Below are 17,233 nucleotides of genomic sequence, written 5' to 3' on the forward strand. Positions count from 1 at the left end.
CATTCCGTCTGAGGCAAGTTTTTTACGGTCCCGCAATACAATATTGCCCACATCACCGGTTACCAGCCCATCTACCAGGCTATTGCCGGATGGTACTTGGGGACCCAGAGACGCTCTCCCCTCTACGATTTGAATCGTATCACCGTTTCGGACAATAAATACGTTTTCCATTGGTATCCCGACTGACTCTGCTAGCTGGCGATGCTGATGCAGCATTCTGAATTCACCATGTATAGGAATCAAATACTGGGGTTTCATCAGAGTCATCATTAATTTCAACTCTTCTTGGCTACCATGACCGGATACGTGCATTCCCGTGGCGCTACCTGAACCATAAATAACGTTAGCGCCCAGTACGTACAGGTTATCGATGACCTGGGAAAGATTCCGTTCATTCCCGGGTATAGCCCCTGCTGCGATGATTACAGTATCACCAGGCAGAATTTCGATTTTGGGATGCAAAGAATTGGCTAGTCGGGATAGTGCAGCCATCGGTTCACCCTGACTTCCTGTGCATAAAATTGCAATTTTTTCTGCAGGATAGCGCTCCGTTTCTCCAGCCTCAATCAACAAGTCTTCCGGCATATGCAAGAAACCCAGCTCCTTAGCCACAGTCACCACATTGATCATGCTGCGTCCCAGTAAAACCAGTTTTCTGCCTGTCTCGACAGCCGCGTCAATGACCTGCTGGACACGGTTAACATTGGAAGCAAATGTAGAAATGAATACTTGCTGCTTGGCTCTAGCGAAAGCGTCCAAAATATGCCCGCCAACCAAACGTTCTGAAGGCGTAAATCCTGGTCTTTCGGCATTTGTACTTTCGGAAAGAAGCACTTTAACTCCTTGTTTTCCAATTTCAGCCATGCGATGAAGATCAGGGAAAGGTCCGCTGACAGGAGACATGTCGAATTTAAAATCCCCGGTATGAACCACATTTCCTTCGGGTGTCTGAAAAAAGACGCCCAGGCAATCAGGGATGCTGTGTACAGTGGTGAAAAAGGACGCCTTAATCATGCCTGCCTGAACCGTTGAATCCGCATCTATAAGATGAAGCTTGGCATCACGCAAAAGGTTATGTTCCTTTAGTTTAATCTTGATCAATTCGATAGTGAGCTTTGTGCCGTATACGGGGATATTGATCTGTTTTAGCAAATAAGGAATGCCTCCGATGTGATCCTCATGGCCATGCGTTACAATGAGCGCTCTGACTTTATCCTGATTCTCCAGCAGATAGGTGACATCCGGTACAATGAGGTCAATACCAGGCAAATTCTCATTAGGAAACTTGGAGCCACAATCGATGACAACAATATCCTGATCGTATTGGATCAGATACATATTTTTCCCAATTTCGTTAACGCCGCCTAGCGCAGCAATAAGTAATCTGTTATCAGCAAGCATCGGTCTATTTCCTCCTTAGGAAAATGCTATCCATATTATTCATTTTCCACGTAAACTTATGCATCATATTGGAAAAAGAAGTGCATAGTCTTTCCTAAATAAAAGGGTTCATAGTACACGAAAAGAAACCCTTGTCTCTAACAGACAGGGGCCCTTACTTGATTGTTAGATACCCACCGCAGCCGATATCGCAGCAAAAATAGCAGCAATCAGCCATAGGATCGGGAATAGTTTGAAGATTACTTTCAGCCACTGCCCAAAGCTAATCCGGGCAATAGCCAATCCGGCCAGCAGCACTCCACCTGTTGGTGAAATGAGATTGGTCAACCCATTACCAAATTGGTACGCTGTGACTACAGCTTCACGATTAATGCCGACAAGATCGCCAAGCGGCGCGAGAACAGGCATGGTTAGTGCAGCTTCTCCCGAAGAAGAAGGGACCAGGAAAGTGATGATATTATGCGCAAGCAACATAATCGTCGTGAATAAATAACTTGGCAATCCTTCCAGGACACTTGCAAGTGCATTCAATACGGTATCAATAATCATCCCCTGTTCTGCGATAATCAGGATTCCGCGGGCGAGGCCTATGATCACCGCAGCGTAGATAAATTCTCCACATCCTTTTACAAAATTCTCAGCTATTTCCTTCTGGCTCATTTTTGTAACAATCCCGACAAAAAGACCAAGGGCAAAGAAAAGAGCGCCGATCTCCGTCATATACCAGCCTTTGACCAAAATTCCCCAAACAATCGCTCCAAGCGTTACAATAAATCCACCTATAATTAGTTTGTCTCGTAACGTGAAGACGACGTCCTCGCCTGTGCTTTCCTTTATAAATTGCTCGCGGTTTATAATGTCACTCTGAAACACGATGGATTTCTCTGGATTTCGCTTCACCCGGTGCGCATACCACATCGTAAAAGCAATAGATATCATCGTAAACACAAGCCATTCAATAAATCTCAGCCAAAGCTGAGGATTCCCCTCTACCCCTGCTATTCCTTGGGCAATCAACACGGAAAAGGGATTCACAGTCGAACCAACGTAGCCAATTTGCGTACCCAGAAATAAAATCAGAATAGCTGTGATAGAATCAAAACCCAAGGCAAACATTAACGGAATAAAAATCGCATACAGTGGAATAATTTCTTCACTCATCCCAAAGGTAGAACCTCCGAGACTGAAGATGACCATAGCAATGGGAATAAGCAAAATCCCCTTATTCTTCAACCGCCTGGCCAGAGCTGTCAGCGCACGATCAATAGCCCCCGTCTGCAAAATAATACCGAAGGAGCCGCCTACAATAAGTACAAAAGAGACAACATCAGCGGCATTGATAATCCCCTCGATCGGAGCGCTGAGGATTTGCGGGATTCCCTGTCTTAAGTCACCGTTCTCCCCCGTTTTAGGTACAGAGTGATAAGTTCCTGAGACGATTGCCGTTTTGGTCACACCATTCACTGTCACTTCATGACGCTCAAATTGACCGCTAGGTACAATCCATGTCAACGCGGCGACTGTAATAATAATCAAAAATATTAAGGTATAACTATGGGGCAAGGATAATTTCCATTTCTTATTCTTGATGTTCATGTTTATCCCTCATTCCAAGAATGGTTATACGTAACCGTTCCTCCCATAATGGTTAATATCACTTGGGCATCCCTGACGTCGCCAGCGGATGCATTAAGGAGGTCGCGATCAAAAACGGCGATATCAGCATATTTGCCAGCCTCCAGCGTACCTGTAACCTCTTCCATATAACAATGTTTGGCTCCATTAATGGTCCATGCCTTTAAAACTTCAGATGGCGGCATCCCTTGGTCAGGGTACCAGCCTCCAGCAGGCGAGCCATCCGGGAATAGGCGGTGAGAGGCTGCATACAGCGAATCAGGGACACTGGTGATAAATAAAGGCAAATCAGTACCTATAGTTATCGGCACGTTAGCTTCCAGCATGGATTTATAATTATAAAAACGGTTTTCATTCTCTTTGCCTGCCACGGTAGACATATAAGCCTCTTCGTAAGAGGGGTTCAGCAGCAGAATCTGGGCATAGACCTCGGCAAAAATTTCATTTTCTCCCATTCTGATCAGGTCTTCGGGATGTGGATATTCCAGATCACTGATCGAATGTCTGATAAGGTGATTGCCTTGCTGCACGCGGCATTTTTCAATCATGGATACTGCTTGACGAATTGCAGCATCGCCTTCTGCAGTGAGGCAGCACTTGATCCCCTGGCTGTCCGCTTCCAGAACTGATGCTTCAATCTTTTCATAATCTACCGTCTTCAAATTCTTGACTCCAGGCATATCTGCGTAAGGCTCCAGCATATCCCCTGTATGATCTGCTACAACGCCGTCAAGCATCAGCTTGTAGCCTTGAAAACGTATAAGGTCTCCATTATAAAGTGCTTTATACTTGATACCAATGCCTATATCAAACGGTTCAACAACGGGTTCCAGCGAGAAATGAAATCGGAGTGGCAATTGACCTGCTGCTTTCAATTCTTCTAGAATCGGAAGCAGCTCGCTATGCCGGTCAAAACCAATATCTTTTATAGAAGTAACTCCTCGCGCAGCCAACAGGCGGCAAAACTCCATAAACTCTTGTTGGACAAGGTTGTGGTCCTGCATCATAGCTTGGAGCAGTAAAGCGCGTGCTTCAGCACTACACTGATCTGGTGAAAATTGATATTTCTCCTCTGCCAATCGGTTCATCCAGCAGTAGCTTTTATTGTGGTTGATAGCGACCACCGCCCGGTCGGGGAATAATCCATCCAACAAGCTTTGTTCGGGCAGCTTCCCCCATCTTTCCTCACTCCAACCGTAAGCGGTTACATCTCTTTCTGGCGGAAGGTTGCTCGCCTCTTGCAGCAGTAGTTTCACTGCTTCTTCACTTGAACCTATATGCGTAAGATCCACACCCCGATGCATTGACATATATCCAGTGAAAAATACATGGTTGTCATGAATTCCCGGCATAATAAAGGCATCGCCCAGATCATAAACAACTGTTTCCGTTCCTATCCAGGCTTGCGCCTCTTCCGGACACCCCACTGCTGCAATACGTTCTCCTCGCACTGCAACAAACCCGGGTGAAGCTTCATTGTCCAAGCCATTAAAAATAGCACTGGAGAGTAAAACTTTGTCTGCTAATGTACCGTTTTCCCCTTGCACAGTATCATCACCTCATGATTGATTCATCTAACACCACATGATGTAATATAACGTTATATCAAAGCTTCTGCTTCTCCTCATATCGGATGGAAGCAGAAGCCACACGTACCTGAACTACCTTGCATAACAGGTAGTGAATTATATGGAAAATTGGTAGCGGTCTCCGATGATATACTGCTTTCCCACATGAACCGGGCTTCCATGCTGGTCATAAATAATAGTATGCATGTAAAACAGTGCCTGCCCGATCGCCGTCTCCAGCTGCTTGGCCTGATATTCATCTGCCAAAGCAATTTGTAATATCGTCTCTCCCGGCTGGTTAGGATCAATGCCGTATTTTTGCCGCAGCAGTTCGTATACGGACCCCTCCAATTGCTCGTTCATTAGAAAGGCAAACCGCTCATAAGGATAATAATTGTTCTCCAGCATTAGAGGGCGATCATCTGCGTATCTTTTACGCTGGATATATAGCACTTTTTCTCCCTGCGACAACTGCAATTGATGTGCAATTTCCTCATCTGCTGCTATGATTTCACGTTTTGTTACCTCACTGTGTGAAGAGAGTCCATTGGATTTGCATGCCGCCGTAAAGCTGATCACATGCTCAATCTTCCGTCCAATTCTGGGTATATTGACAAAGGTGCCCTTTCCCTGACGTTTGGTCAGATAACCTTCATGAACCAATTCGGCAATTGCTTTCCTTACGGTAATCCGACTAACATTATACATCTCGCTTAGCTCTGTTTCGGTCGGTATACGGCTTCCTTGCGTAAATGTTCCATTATGAATAGCGGTTTTGACCGCTTTTTGTAATTGAATATATAATGGCTCGGCTTGGTCTGAATTCAACATAATGTACCCTCACTTGTCATATAACGTTATATCACTCTCACTTAGAGTATCAAAGGTTACATATTCTTACAAGTGAAGATATTCGTAAAGGATCCTCAATAATGAACGCCGTAACCGAAGGAGCCTTCTACCAGGCAGCTCTGGGCTGCAAGCCTTGAGCCTTCTGCCATAGCAGCCTGAATGTTGCCTTTTTTCAAAAAGCTCAGTAAAAAAGCAGTTATATAAGAGTCGCCTGCCCCCATAGTATCCACAGCCTCAACGGAATCAGGCATTTGGAAATAGAACTTCGTACCATCATAGGCGATGGATCGGTCACCGCCACGTGTGGCGACTAGAATTTGCCCCTCTTTTATTCGCTTGGAGCGAATATAATTCTGTGTCTCTTCATCCGTCATATGGCTGCAAGAAAAAAAAGCGAAATCGGCATGCTTGATAAATTGTTCTACCTGTGAATCAGTAAAATCATCTGAGAAATCAAAAGAAATTGGGATGCCCAGCGCCTCCAACTCAGGCAGCAAGTGGCCTGTATGACTGTACAAGCCTGTATGAATAAGATCGAATCCGCCAAGATAATCTTTGTCCTCTTCGCTCAGTTCCAATGGATGGAGACGTGTTACTCCCCCCTCATTACTGCCCAGAAATACTCTGTCTCCGTCTTCGAGGGTTACCCGTGCGCAGCCGTTCTCACCGCTGTGATATTTGCACCGTGAAATGTCGACGTCAAGCTCACGCAGGGTGTGTTCTACATGCCGCGCTTCGTGATCGTCCCCGAACACACCTATAAAGGCTGCATCCACTCCCGCTTTTTTGGCAAACACACTGAAATTAAGTGCATTGCCACCAGGGTACATCAAGCGCAGATGAACATATTTATCTACCACATTATCGCCAATGCCTAGAACCTTCATGATGGTTTCCTCCTGTTGGTAGGTACGCTTAGTAAGCTACTTTGCCCATATAACGGCGAGTTTCCAATGGGTGATTGCGTACTTTCGCGAGTGCTTCACGATACACACATACAATGCTGTAAAATAAAACCGGGTTAAAAAACTCTACCACTTCGTCTGCAATCGTTCCAATGCCAAGCTCCTTCGCATCAATAACTTCCACTTTCTCGGCATACTGATTCAGGAAAGTCTGTGCCCGCTCATCCAGCGCCCGTGTACGTCCTTCATTGATCATTAGAATAAACGGAGTTTCCTTATCCGTAACTTCAAACGGCCCATGGAAGAACTCACCAGAGTGGATAGAAGCTGCATGAAGCCATTGCATTTCCATCAGCGAGCAGATGGCAAAGCCGTAAGCATGTCCATAAGACGCTCCGCTGGTCAGGATATAAAAGAGTTCCTCATTGCGGTATCTGTCAGCAAATACACGGGCACGCGGTTCAACTTGAACTTTGGCCCGGTTAATAATGCCGTTGATTGCCCCCAATCCATTCTGGAAGGCAGAGTAATGTACATAGCCCTCAGCGATTTGAAGCAGTTCAACCGTAAGCTCTAAAATAATGGCCATCGGGTTGTTTTTAACATCGCTCTCTTCACCCCACTCGTAAAGGAAGGAATAATCCGAATAGTCTAGCAGATTCGCTTCACTATTGTGGGTTAGGCCGATGGTATAAGCACCTTTCTCTTTGGCAGATTTAGCAGCTGCGACTGATTCTGGAGTATTTCCACCGTGGGAACAAACGATGACTACGGAGTGTGCCCCCAATCGTTTTGGCAACGCATGTACAAATTCATTCGCTGTATACATCCCTGCTACCAGTTTCTTTGCTTCACTATCCAGAAAATATTTTGAAGGATACATATCAACTAGTGAGCCCCCGCAGGCTACCAAATAAACCTCGGAAATCTCCCCATTCGCTTGTTCATAAATCGTCTGAATCGTCTGTTGTACATTCATGTGTTTATCTCTCCTTTTTATATAACGTTATATAACGTATTGTTTACGAGATAAATATAAGCGCTTTCAACAAAAGTGTCAAGCCCCTTCGAAAAAAAAAGCTCTAACCCTTTTGTGTTAAGGATTAAAGCTCCTTTTCGGATTGGTTTCACTTCATTGGGTCAGTACACATTACGCGGCTAAGCCTACCCTATACGCACAAAAAATATGGTCTTACACAAAGGTTTGTCCGAATAAACTAGATTAGACAAATACATAACATACCATAAACAATCAAGGAGGAAAGCACCATTAATACATTTCTCGGGTATATTTTTCTGGGTCTGTCACTTTCCGCTCCCATTGGACCCATCAATGCCGCACAGTTGGATCGAGGTATTAAGAATGGATTTTGGCATGCCTGGTTTATTGGGCTAGGTGCAATTACAGCAGACATTATCTATATGATGCTTGTCTATTTGGGAATGATCCACCTTCTTAATTCCCCGTTTGTCAAAGCTTTTTTATGGCTGTTTGGTTTTTTTGTGCTTGTATATACGGGCCTTGAAAGCATCAAAAATGCTGGTGTCATTTCAGAATCCGAATTAAGGGGAAATGGGAATACCCTGACTAACTCCTTTGTAGCAGGCTTCCTGATGTCGTTATTTAATCCTCTCTCCATCCTTTTCTGGCTTGGCATTTATGGGTCCATACTGGCTAATGTCGCTAGTACATATCCAGTACAACAGCTATTGGTCTACAGCGGTGCGATTATATTAGGCGTGCTGGTCTGGGATGTGACGATGGCAGCCGCTTCAAGTGTTTTCCGTAGATTTCTCAAACCCGGATTGCTTAAAACCATCTCTTGGATGTCGGGGTTATCCCTTGTAGGCTTTGGCTTTTATTTTGGTGCACATGCATTTCAATTGCTTTTTTTACGCTAATGCTGGACTCCCTGACAAAATTACCGAGACTTCTTGGTCTTCTTTCGGCGGACCCATTGTACAATGAGGTCACATATTGCAATGAGCAAAACCAGCAGTAAGCTAATGTAAACCCCTGGGCGGCTAAGCTTATGAAAAAAGGCCCCGACCACAGCCAAGGCGATCAGCAATAATCCAATCCAGCGTTTAATATTGCTCGATGTGCTTGATTCCAATAACTTACCTGAAGACAGCAAAATAAAGCACCAGTTATACAACAGCATCAAGCCCGCAGCTGTGGTGATATATTCATATACCTTTCCTGGTAATAGCACCGATAATACAATTGCTGAGATTAATCCGACAGAAATCAGGCTGAGTGCATAAAGCGGATATTTGTCCTTCCACTTCCGCGAAAAAAGTGTGGGCGCATCTCCTTCTTGGGCCAGCGTAATCATCATCGAGGTCTCTGCATATAGCGATGCTGTCATCGTGGAGAATCCAGCAATAATAAGGACTCCGTTAAACAAATGAGGCACAAAGGCCAGATGATCGCTGCTGAGCGCAAGTACAAAGGGACTTTCCTTCGGATTAAAGGCACTTAATGGTACCATGGACACAGCCAGCCCAATCGAAAGCACATACACTGCAGCCAGCGTAATCAGCATGACCTTTCCTGCTTTGGGTGCTTCCTCCGGGTTTTGAAGTCGGTTGGACATAATTCCGAGCACTTCAATACCTCCATATGCATAAAAAGCAAAAATAAAAGATGACCATAATCCTATGCCACCGGTTGGAAAAAAGTTTTTGTAGCTCAGGGGGAACTTCGGATTATATTTTCCTCCTTCAATCCAGCCTGCCAAAAGGGCAACCGCTAAGACCAAAAACATCACCAGAGCCGCTATTTTAATGATGGCGAGCACATTTTCCACCCGGTCAAAACCCTTATTGCCAAAAAAAACAATCACAAGTCCTAAGAGCCCGAAGCCTGCCGCAAAAATCCACATGGGTACCTGAGGAAACCAAAAACGTGCAAATATAGACAAGGCGGTTAGCTGGCTCCCATTGATAAGCAATTCTGAAAACCAATACACCCAGCCACTGCCAAAGCCTGCCCAATTGCCAAAGGCTTTTTGGGCATAGGAACGGAAAGAGCCTTCCTCTGGATGGTCAGCCGTCATGCGTGAAAGGGCATCAAACACTACATACGTTCCGACTGCTGCCAAGAAGTAAGCAATCAGCACGGCTGGACCACCAATGGAAATCGCTAAACTGGACCCCAGGAAATACCCTGTACCGATGGTACCCGCAACTCCTAACAAGCTTAGTTGCCACCATTTTAGTTTTTGATCTTTTTGGTTGCCCGCTGAAGACTTGCCCATGAAGAAAATCACCCTATTCTGAATTTTGAGACCTAATTTCTTGTTGCTTTATGATTGCCTTCTTCTCTATATTTCATGTGAATGTTAATTCAATGTAATAAAAGAAGCACCAGCAAACTGGCATGCTGGTGCTTCTTTTAAGGTATCATTGTAGCTACATCGTTAATTTTGTTCCGTTGACTTTAACGGCTCACTTTTTGGATGAAGAAAGTGCCTTGTCTGCATTTTGAATGTCCATTTGAATTTGCTGATCCGGATCATAGGCGTTGTAATAACCATTGTCCTTCATATAATTAAAAATTTGCTCATGAAGATTAACAGCTTTGCTCAATTGGTCACAAAGGACATTTCGAACTTCCGGGCTAGTGGACTCTGTTAAAGCCGCAGCGTAGTTTTTGATCCCACTTTTAGCTGCAATTAACAGATCGGCAGCAATCACCTGATCAGTCATGGGGTTCGTACTGTTCATATTCTCGGTAAAAGAACTCACGTTAATCCTCCTTAAACTATACAAGCAGATTTTTAAGCTGTTGAATATCTTGTGTACCGCCGCTGACGTCCTGCTGTAAAATATTTTTTAAATTTGAATCTGAGACTAAAGGAAGCATGGCTTGAGTTTTTGTCATACAAGTCGTTTTAAACGTCAGCAGCTCATGCAATTCCAACTTTTCGTGAACTCCGAGTTTTTGCAAGATCATAACCTCCTTTCTGAACTTCTATGTTATTTCCTAGGAGTAATGCCCTTATGCATGATCCAAGAACCTAAGGTTTTCACAATACCCTTTTCGGCTGTTCCTCATATGCAAAAAGGCCCCTTCAAACCATCAGTCATGGTTTTTGAAGGAACCTTTTATACCAAAGTGAGCAGCCAGGGAAGACAGCATTATTCAGGTATGGACGCTACCCGAAAAACCGTCCACTTCGTCTTCCGGGTGTTGATCAGAGCTGACGTTGTGTTCTTGTGCTGTGTTAGTAAACGTTTGAGAAGAACCGCTTTTATACGCCTCGCTCCAGTCTTCATTGATGATGTGCGCTGGAATAATCCAATCCTCCGGGCTATAGCCTGGATTTGGCACACCATTATTTTGATTACCTGGACGATAAGCAACAACTCCCGTCTCAATGATACTTCCTTCATAAGCTTGGCAGATCTCTAATGCAGACAGCACATCCTGGTTCTCGACGTGAACACTTAGCCCTGTATCACCGTTCGTGCTAGCAGCGTAACCAATCTCCTTTAATGTTTCACAGGCTTGTGCAGCTTGCTGCGGATCACGAAATTGAAAACGGAAAGAACCCGTATCCATGTGCTTCATCTCCTCTGAATTTATCTTACTTTGTTATTGGGTTCATTAGGTATGTTATTTTTTAATATAACCAACTGGAGCGGTATTTTTACATTCAAAACTTATTTTTTGAAAATTTTACCTTAAAGCTTTGAAATTAAATAGTTAAAAACGCAGCTACTGTGACAAATCGCATGTTTTCCCTTCGTAAATCCCTTTATGCTAGTAATAAGGGTATGGTTGCCCGGTCATCCGAACCGAGCGGTCAAAGGATGCCCAAATCCATACATAAAGGCGGAATGAAGATGATAGATTACCGAACATTGGTGACACAGCAATCCATGCATCTGTATAGCGTGTTTGCCAAGTCATTCAAAAGTGTAAACGAACATGCGGTTGCTGGCATCAAAACGGTGGGCTTCAACCCAACGGCCTTTGCCGTAATGGAAGTTTTATATCACAAGGGAGCACAGCCAATTCAACAAATTGGAGCCAAGCTGCTTCTGCAAAGCGGAAATGTTACTTATGTGATCGACAAGCTGGAGAGCCGCGGTTATTTGCACCGTCACCCATGCGACCAAGATCGTCGGATTATATATGCAGAGTTGACGGACGAAGGACAACGCGTCATGGACGAAATTTATCCAGACTATACACGTCAGATTGAACGTGCCTTTAGCGGAATCAGCGAAACCGAAAGAGATCAACTGATTGGCTTGCTCAAAAAATTGGGCCGCAGCGCTGATAATCTGTCACCTTATCACAAATAGAATGAATAGCATTTTAGCAAATTCAATTGTGAATAAAATAACAATCCTATAGCTGTGCTAAACGAAAATTTAGATTTACACAGAAAAGTCCACCCTTATATTTTTATGGGTGGACTTTTTATATACTTGAGTGTAATATGCCTAAGCTTACGAGCAGCATACGTACCTGCTATCGACTAAAATGTTTGACCACTACATTGTTAAAAATAGCTTTACCGCCATCTGCAAAAAGAGTAATTCCCTGATCCTCCAAGCGTGGAAATATTAAGGAGGAATAAGCTACTTCTCCATCATCTACGAAGACTTCAATACTGGTTTTATCGACGAGAATGTTCAAGTGGACATTTTTTTTGTGATTATCAAAAGGCGCCTTACTCTCTACATATGTTCCACTCTGATCCGGCTGTCCGGTGTTCGCTCTATTTACATAAGAATATTGCCCCTCCAGCGAAACACCCACATCGACATGACGCTTGCCATCCGCAGACTCTCGGAGTCTCAAGCCTGCATTTTTGATCGTTGACCAAGATATATCCGCCTCTAACTGATAGGCATCACCAGATATTGAGAGCTTGTGAGTCCCGTCTACTTGGATCTTCCCCAATGATTCCGTTGCGGTAGGGAATTGCTCCAAAGCTGGTACAGGCTGTGAAACCAAGTGATAGCCTTCATCAATTGTACGCTTTAATTGAATTTGGCGAACAACTGAATCCATTCCGTTAAAGCCTTCTTTAAGGGTGGGCGTGTTATTGGCATAATCCCAATTGTTCATCCAGGCTAGCGCATAGCGGTGACTGTATTGGTCTTTGTTATTGCCGTCCTCGAACGTAACCGCACCATACCAGTCAAAGCCATAATCCAGCCACTCCGGCTCACTGCGATTAGGCAGAAATCCTTCCCCATTAAAATCTCCGGTCCAGTAGGCATACGTGTTGGGACCGCCGTTTGGTTTGCTATTGGCGCTCGCGCCCAGAATCCAATGATAGGTCCCATCATCCGCACGCATCTGGTAAAGATCAGGACATTCCACAAGCCCGATATTTTCCGTTTGAAAGCCGCTCGTAAACTGCCAATCCTTTAAATTTTTAGACTTGTAAAAACCAATCTTCGTTCCCTCTGCCATGACCATCACCCATTGATTGCGCTGAGTATCCCGGATAATCTTGGGGTCTCTGAAATCCTTTGTGCCAGGGTTGGACATCACGGGCTTGTTGCGGTAAGAAGTAAACGTCTTGCCTTTGTCCGTACTGTACCACAGAAATTGTTCCTGCTTTCCTCCATCTGCGGAAGGCTGTGTGACAATAGCTACTAGCGCGCCTTTGCCAAAGCCTGCGGTGCCATTATTGTCGATCACAACCGAACCCGACCAAGGATCACCGTTGGGGGTGGTGTATTTGGGAATGGCCACTCCTTCATCTTTCCAATGAACCAGGTCGGTAGATGTGGCATGACGCCATTCTGTACCGTTTTTATGAGGGTAATCACGATTATATAAATAGTAGTAATGATATTTTCCATCCATATAAATCGGTCGCTGCGGATCATTTTTCCATTTATCCGGAACGGTGAAATGATAGGCTGCCCGATAGGTCGGTGTTGTTTGCTTATTTTGGTTTGTTTGTTTTTTGGGAGTTGCAACAGGTTTCGGGGGCTTGCCTGCATCCTGTTGGTACATATTCCATCCCATAGCTATGAATATCGTTAAGCCTGTAATGACTACTACGGATCGTATCCCAATGCTCTTGATAGCTTTTTTTCTCATTATGACGATCCTCCTTACTTCATTGCATCGTTATGTATTGTCCGAAGGATGACAGATCGGTTTGCTACCAAACTGCCGCCTTCGGACATACTGCTTATACCTACTTATTTCTTGCCATACTCATTTTGGTTGTCTTTTTTGTCATTCGCTGGATCAATCGTGATTTGCCCTTGCGCCAGAATACCGTTTTTCACAACAGAGGTTTTCGAGCCTTTAATATTCAGCAGGAAACTTGGTGCAAAAGTAGATTTGTGATCCGGGAAAAGCCCACGATTGGTCATATAACTCGAAACGACTACGTTATTGCCTTTGCCTTGCGGGATAGCAAAATGGGCATACGTCCAAGTAATATCATCACGATCCAGATCCTGATGAAGAACGAGACCGGTTCCATTCAACGGTTTATAAGGCCCTGTCAAGGAAGTCGAAACATAACCGAGCATGTAAATATCATCGTCACCGATCGCATCTACAGTCACCTTGGAACCTCTTGTACTCGTAAATAAATACCACAAACCGTTCATTTTGAACACATTTGCCCGTTCGATTTCATCTGTTACCAGATTGGATGCGATCAAAGGAGGCATCACATTCTTCAACGTAAAGTTATCATTCAATTCAACGATGCCCAGTGCGCCGTTCGCCAGCTCAGCTCCCTTTTTCTTAGGACTTTGCAGCAGGTTTTGCTGTTCTTCTGTGAAGAATTTCTTATTACCGCCATAATAAGCCGGGTTTTGAATCGAATCTTCGCCTTGATAACCTGTCTCTGTGCCTGTGTTGGCTTCAAAGATAATATATTTGTGGCCTTGATCCTCGACATAGTGAGGGTCCCGAAGGGTATGATTATCCATGTCTATTCCGACGCTTTGTTGTACGTTTTGGTAGGTTTTCCCATCCCCACCGTCATAGATTGATTTCAAATCCTCGACTCCATCTACTTTCAGAGTCTCGCCATCAGGCTGAGAGACATTAATTTGAGCCGTGCTCAAGGTTTGCTTGCCGTATAATTTGTTATTTGGGTCATAAGGCTGTCTACTAGTATAGAACAAACGTACATGCCCATCAGAAGTTAAAGTAGCTGAGCCGGACCATTCTTCTGACTGATTTTTTAGAATCGGATCGTTGGAAAGCAATTTATCATTGTCCTTAAATACTCTACCCGCATTTTTCCAGCCGCTCAGTGAAGTATTACCCGCTTTTTGATAGAACAGATATATAAATGTATCCTCGCCTCTTTTAGGATCGCCTGCCAGTCCAAAAACGATATTGTATCCCTTGTAATTAGCTACTGTGCCGTCGGCATTTTGTAACGGCCAGCTGTCCCAGACATCCAGATCAATCTGCTTGCCTGAGCTATCGTGGCCAATAGCAGAAGGAATATTTTTAATTGTAGATGCATCAAAGGACGGAACCTCATATTTCTCTTTGCCTTGCTGTTTGAAAATATTCAGCATGTCACTACGTGTAATTTGAGTAAATGCACTGTCTGCTGTGGAATCAGCCTTGTCATTTCCGTTTGCAAAAGCCTGCACGCCGCCTCCTAACAGTAAGGTAGTTGCTACTGTTGCCGTGGCTGCTTTACTGAACCATTTGTTAAACTTCAAGTACTCCATCTCCCTTAATCTAATTATGCCTTCTAGTTTTGAAGCCCAACTTTTTCGTTGGTAGGGTCATTTTATATGGTATGTCAAACGATTGATATAGACTGAAAATCCCTTTTATTTGAGGTATGAAAGAAGATTTCTCTATGAATTCCATCCTCATATTTTCCTAGTAATTTTCTGAAAAACCCTATTTTTTTCATTCCTATTACATTCAGAAAAATTTGTTACTTGATTTTCTTGCATGTCTTATTTTGCTAGGTTGGTTGCTTCATTCACATGCAAAATCATTCTAAAATAAATCATAAAATGTCCAATTTGTAAGCGAGTTCAAAAAAATGGTTCTATAGTACCCTGCAACTCATACAGAAATTAATTTTTTGTTACAATTACATAAGACTTTTTTACTATTTTGTTACCTGTATGATATGAATATATCGCAATCTCTGAGGAATTTTTATTGCCTTTTTGTATACTTAAGGATTTATCGGTCCTATACGAGGCGGCTATTTGCTGAAATCAGTAGGAGAAGAGACCTTTACATAAAAGAAACAGCCCGGACCTTTAATGGTTTACCGGACTGTCTCTTTATAATGAAAGAAGTATATTATTTTTTATGCGTGTTCTCTTTGGGGTGTCTTGATACGCTGATCTGCCTCTTCCTCCATGCCTGGTGGACGATTCCGCAAGCCGAGAACGACAAACCAGCTAATCACCGCAATAACGACCATAATCACGAATAGAGAATGCAGACTGTTTTCCAATACAGAACGGAGTAATTCGGCAACCTTGTCACTAAGACTTTGTGAAGCATGCGGGGCCAGCAGACCATTAATATCTTCCTGTGTAACCCCTTGCTGTGTAAGCTGTCCGTCAGCTGTCTGAGCTGCAATGCGATAATTCAGCCATGAACCGAAGGCCGCAACCCCAATCGTTTGTCCCAACGTGCGCAGGAACGTATTCAAGGCTGTAGACGCGCCACGCAGCTGGAATCCGACCGAGGACTGAGCAATAATCGTGAACACGGTTATCGAGAAGCCAAATCCCAGTCCATACAATAACGTAGACAGGAACAGCAGCCAGATTGGAGCTGTTAGGTTCATCAAGGTCATGACGAAGGCTCCCAATACAATCAGAGTCAGGCCGATCAAAGAGGTTCGACGCGAGCCCAGCGTCAGCAAAATGCGTCCTCCGATCATGGAACCAAACAACCAACCTACCGACATGGGGGCCAGCGCCAGACCAGATGAGGCTGCATCTCCCCCGTGTACGCCTTGAATCCATAGCGGCAGATAGCTAGTCAGCCCGATTAGCAGGGTACTGACGAGCAGTGCAGCGGCACAGGAGAAAGCGATATCCCGTATCCGAAACAGCTTCAGGGGCACCATTGGCTCCTGAGCGCGCTTTTCGATAACCAAGAACAAAATCAGGAATAAAATCGCCACGGCAGCCAGGGTCAGCAATTCAGGAGAAGCCCAACCGATATATTGTCCCCCTAGGGCCAATACGAGCAGGAGTGCCGTCATCCCGATGGTAAAGGTAACTGCCCCCGCCACGTCGATACGTGCGGTACGTTTGCTTACCTGTTCCCGCAGGTAACGGGCGATGAAGAACATAGCCAGCAATCCAAAAGGAACGTTAAAGCCGAAAATCCATTCCCAGCCAAAATACGTGACTACGTAACCGCCCAATAGGGGCCCAACCAGGGAAGAAATCCCCCATACCGAGCTGATCATACCCTGGACTTTACCACGTTCCTCCATTTTGTATATATCACCGATAATGGTAAAGGTAACAGGAATGACACCGCCTGCTCCAATCCCTTGAATGGCCCGGTATAAAATAAGCTGCTCCATACTACCAGCCAGCATGCAAAGCAAAGAGCCAAGCACAAATAACGAACAACCAATTAGAAAAATGGGTTTTCGGCCAAACAAATCGCTAAGTTTGCCGAAAATAGGCGTGGTTACAGCCATCGTCAGCAAATATGCCGTAAAAATCCAGCTGAGCAAATTCACACTGCCCAGTTCACTCACAATTGTCGGTCCCGCTGGACCGATAACCGTTCCTTCAATCGCGGCCAGAAAGGTGGCCAATAGAACACCTGTCAGCACGAGTCCGCGCTTCATAGGTTTATCATTTCCCAAGCAAATCACAAATCCTTTCCTTGTACAAACTGTGTTGTATCTG

The 17,233-nt window shown here is 44.4% G+C and carries 15 protein-coding genes; 2 read left to right on the plus strand and 13 right to left on the minus strand.

Annotated features, from left to right (window positions below; all coding sequences use genetic code 11):
* The 6 genes from AC5V8P_RS03265 to AC5V8P_RS03290 all read right to left on the minus strand — a co-directional run.
* A partial coding sequence (locus tag AC5V8P_RS03265) for a ribonuclease J (protein ID WP_495473554.1) occupies positions 1 to 1,401 on the minus strand: 1,401 nt, incomplete at its 3' end.
* 165 nt (positions 1,402 to 1,566) lie between these two features.
* The gene (locus tag AC5V8P_RS03270) at positions 1,567 to 2,997 is read right to left on the minus strand and encodes a YfcC family protein (RefSeq protein WP_064796582.1); all 1,431 of its coding nucleotides are present in this window, start codon (positions 2,995 to 2,997) and stop codon (positions 1,567 to 1,569) included.
* A 2-nt stretch (positions 2,998 to 2,999) separates the two neighbouring features.
* Positions 3,000 to 4,583: an amidohydrolase gene (locus AC5V8P_RS03275; protein ID WP_064796583.1), complete on the minus strand. Its 1,584-nt coding sequence runs from the start codon at positions 4,581 to 4,583 to the stop codon at positions 3,000 to 3,002.
* Between the two features lie 138 nt (positions 4,584 to 4,721).
* Positions 4,722 to 5,435, minus strand: coding sequence for a GntR family transcriptional regulator (locus AC5V8P_RS03280; protein WP_063211515.1), 714 nt, complete (start codon positions 5,433 to 5,435; stop codon positions 4,722 to 4,724).
* 95 nt (positions 5,436 to 5,530) lie between these two features.
* Positions 5,531 to 6,343, minus strand: a complete 813-nt coding sequence (locus AC5V8P_RS03285) for a fructoselysine 6-kinase (RefSeq protein WP_064796584.1) — start codon at positions 6,341 to 6,343, stop codon at positions 5,531 to 5,533.
* A gap of 28 nt (positions 6,344 to 6,371) precedes the next feature.
* Positions 6,372 to 7,340, minus strand: a complete 969-nt coding sequence (locus AC5V8P_RS03290; RefSeq protein WP_064796585.1) for an SIS domain-containing protein — start codon at positions 7,338 to 7,340, stop codon at positions 6,372 to 6,374.
* A gap of 290 nt (positions 7,341 to 7,630) precedes the next feature.
* Between AC5V8P_RS03290 and AC5V8P_RS03295 the strand changes: the two genes are divergently transcribed.
* Positions 7,631 to 8,263 carry a LysE family transporter gene (locus tag AC5V8P_RS03295; RefSeq protein WP_081276785.1) on the plus strand — a complete coding sequence of 211 codons (633 nt, stop codon included), beginning with the start codon at positions 7,631 to 7,633 and terminating at the stop codon, positions 8,261 to 8,263.
* A 20-nt stretch (positions 8,264 to 8,283) separates the two neighbouring features.
* On the opposite strand, the gene AC5V8P_RS03300 is transcribed toward AC5V8P_RS03295, so the two are convergent.
* From AC5V8P_RS03300 to AC5V8P_RS03315, 4 genes are all read right to left on the minus strand, one after another.
* Positions 8,284 to 9,624 (minus strand): amino acid permease, encoded by a 1,341-nt coding sequence (locus tag AC5V8P_RS03300; RefSeq protein ID WP_064796586.1) that lies wholly within the window; start codon positions 9,622 to 9,624, stop codon positions 8,284 to 8,286.
* A 190-nt stretch (positions 9,625 to 9,814) separates the two neighbouring features.
* A complete protein-coding gene (locus AC5V8P_RS03305) occupies positions 9,815 to 10,114 on the minus strand; it encodes a spore coat protein (protein WP_063211505.1) in 300 nt (99 codons plus the stop codon).
* 16 nt (positions 10,115 to 10,130) lie between these two features.
* Complete coding sequence (locus AC5V8P_RS03310; RefSeq protein WP_081276786.1) at positions 10,131 to 10,316, minus strand: hypothetical protein; 186 nt, start codon at positions 10,314 to 10,316, stop codon at positions 10,131 to 10,133.
* A 195-nt stretch (positions 10,317 to 10,511) separates the two neighbouring features.
* Entirely contained in the window at positions 10,512 to 10,931 is a 420-nt protein-coding gene (locus AC5V8P_RS03315) for a hypothetical protein (protein WP_064796587.1), read from the minus strand.
* A 284-nt stretch (positions 10,932 to 11,215) separates the two neighbouring features.
* On the opposite strand from AC5V8P_RS03315, the gene AC5V8P_RS03320 reads away from it, so the two are divergent.
* Positions 11,216 to 11,680, plus strand: coding sequence for a MarR family winged helix-turn-helix transcriptional regulator (locus AC5V8P_RS03320; RefSeq protein WP_013369372.1), 465 nt, complete (start codon positions 11,216 to 11,218; stop codon positions 11,678 to 11,680).
* 169 nt (positions 11,681 to 11,849) lie between these two features.
* Here the strand turns inward: AC5V8P_RS03320 and AC5V8P_RS03325 are convergent, their stop codons facing one another.
* The 3 genes from AC5V8P_RS03325 to AC5V8P_RS03335 form a co-directional block, all read right to left on the minus strand.
* A complete protein-coding gene (locus AC5V8P_RS03325) occupies positions 11,850 to 13,442 on the minus strand; it encodes a glycoside hydrolase family 32 protein (protein ID WP_064796588.1) in 1,593 nt (530 codons plus the stop codon).
* 104 nt (positions 13,443 to 13,546) lie between these two features.
* Positions 13,547 to 15,046, minus strand: a complete 1,500-nt coding sequence (locus tag AC5V8P_RS03330) for a levansucrase (RefSeq protein ID WP_063211497.1) — start codon at positions 15,044 to 15,046, stop codon at positions 13,547 to 13,549.
* Positions 15,047 to 15,657: 611 nt separating this feature from the next.
* Positions 15,658 to 17,172 carry an MDR family MFS transporter gene (locus AC5V8P_RS03335; RefSeq protein ID WP_064796778.1) on the minus strand — a complete coding sequence of 505 codons (1,515 nt, stop codon included), beginning with the start codon at positions 17,170 to 17,172 and terminating at the stop codon, positions 15,658 to 15,660.
* Between the last annotated feature and the right edge of the window lie 61 nt (positions 17,173 to 17,233).

Source organism: Paenibacillus sp. N119s, assembly GCF_059447605.1.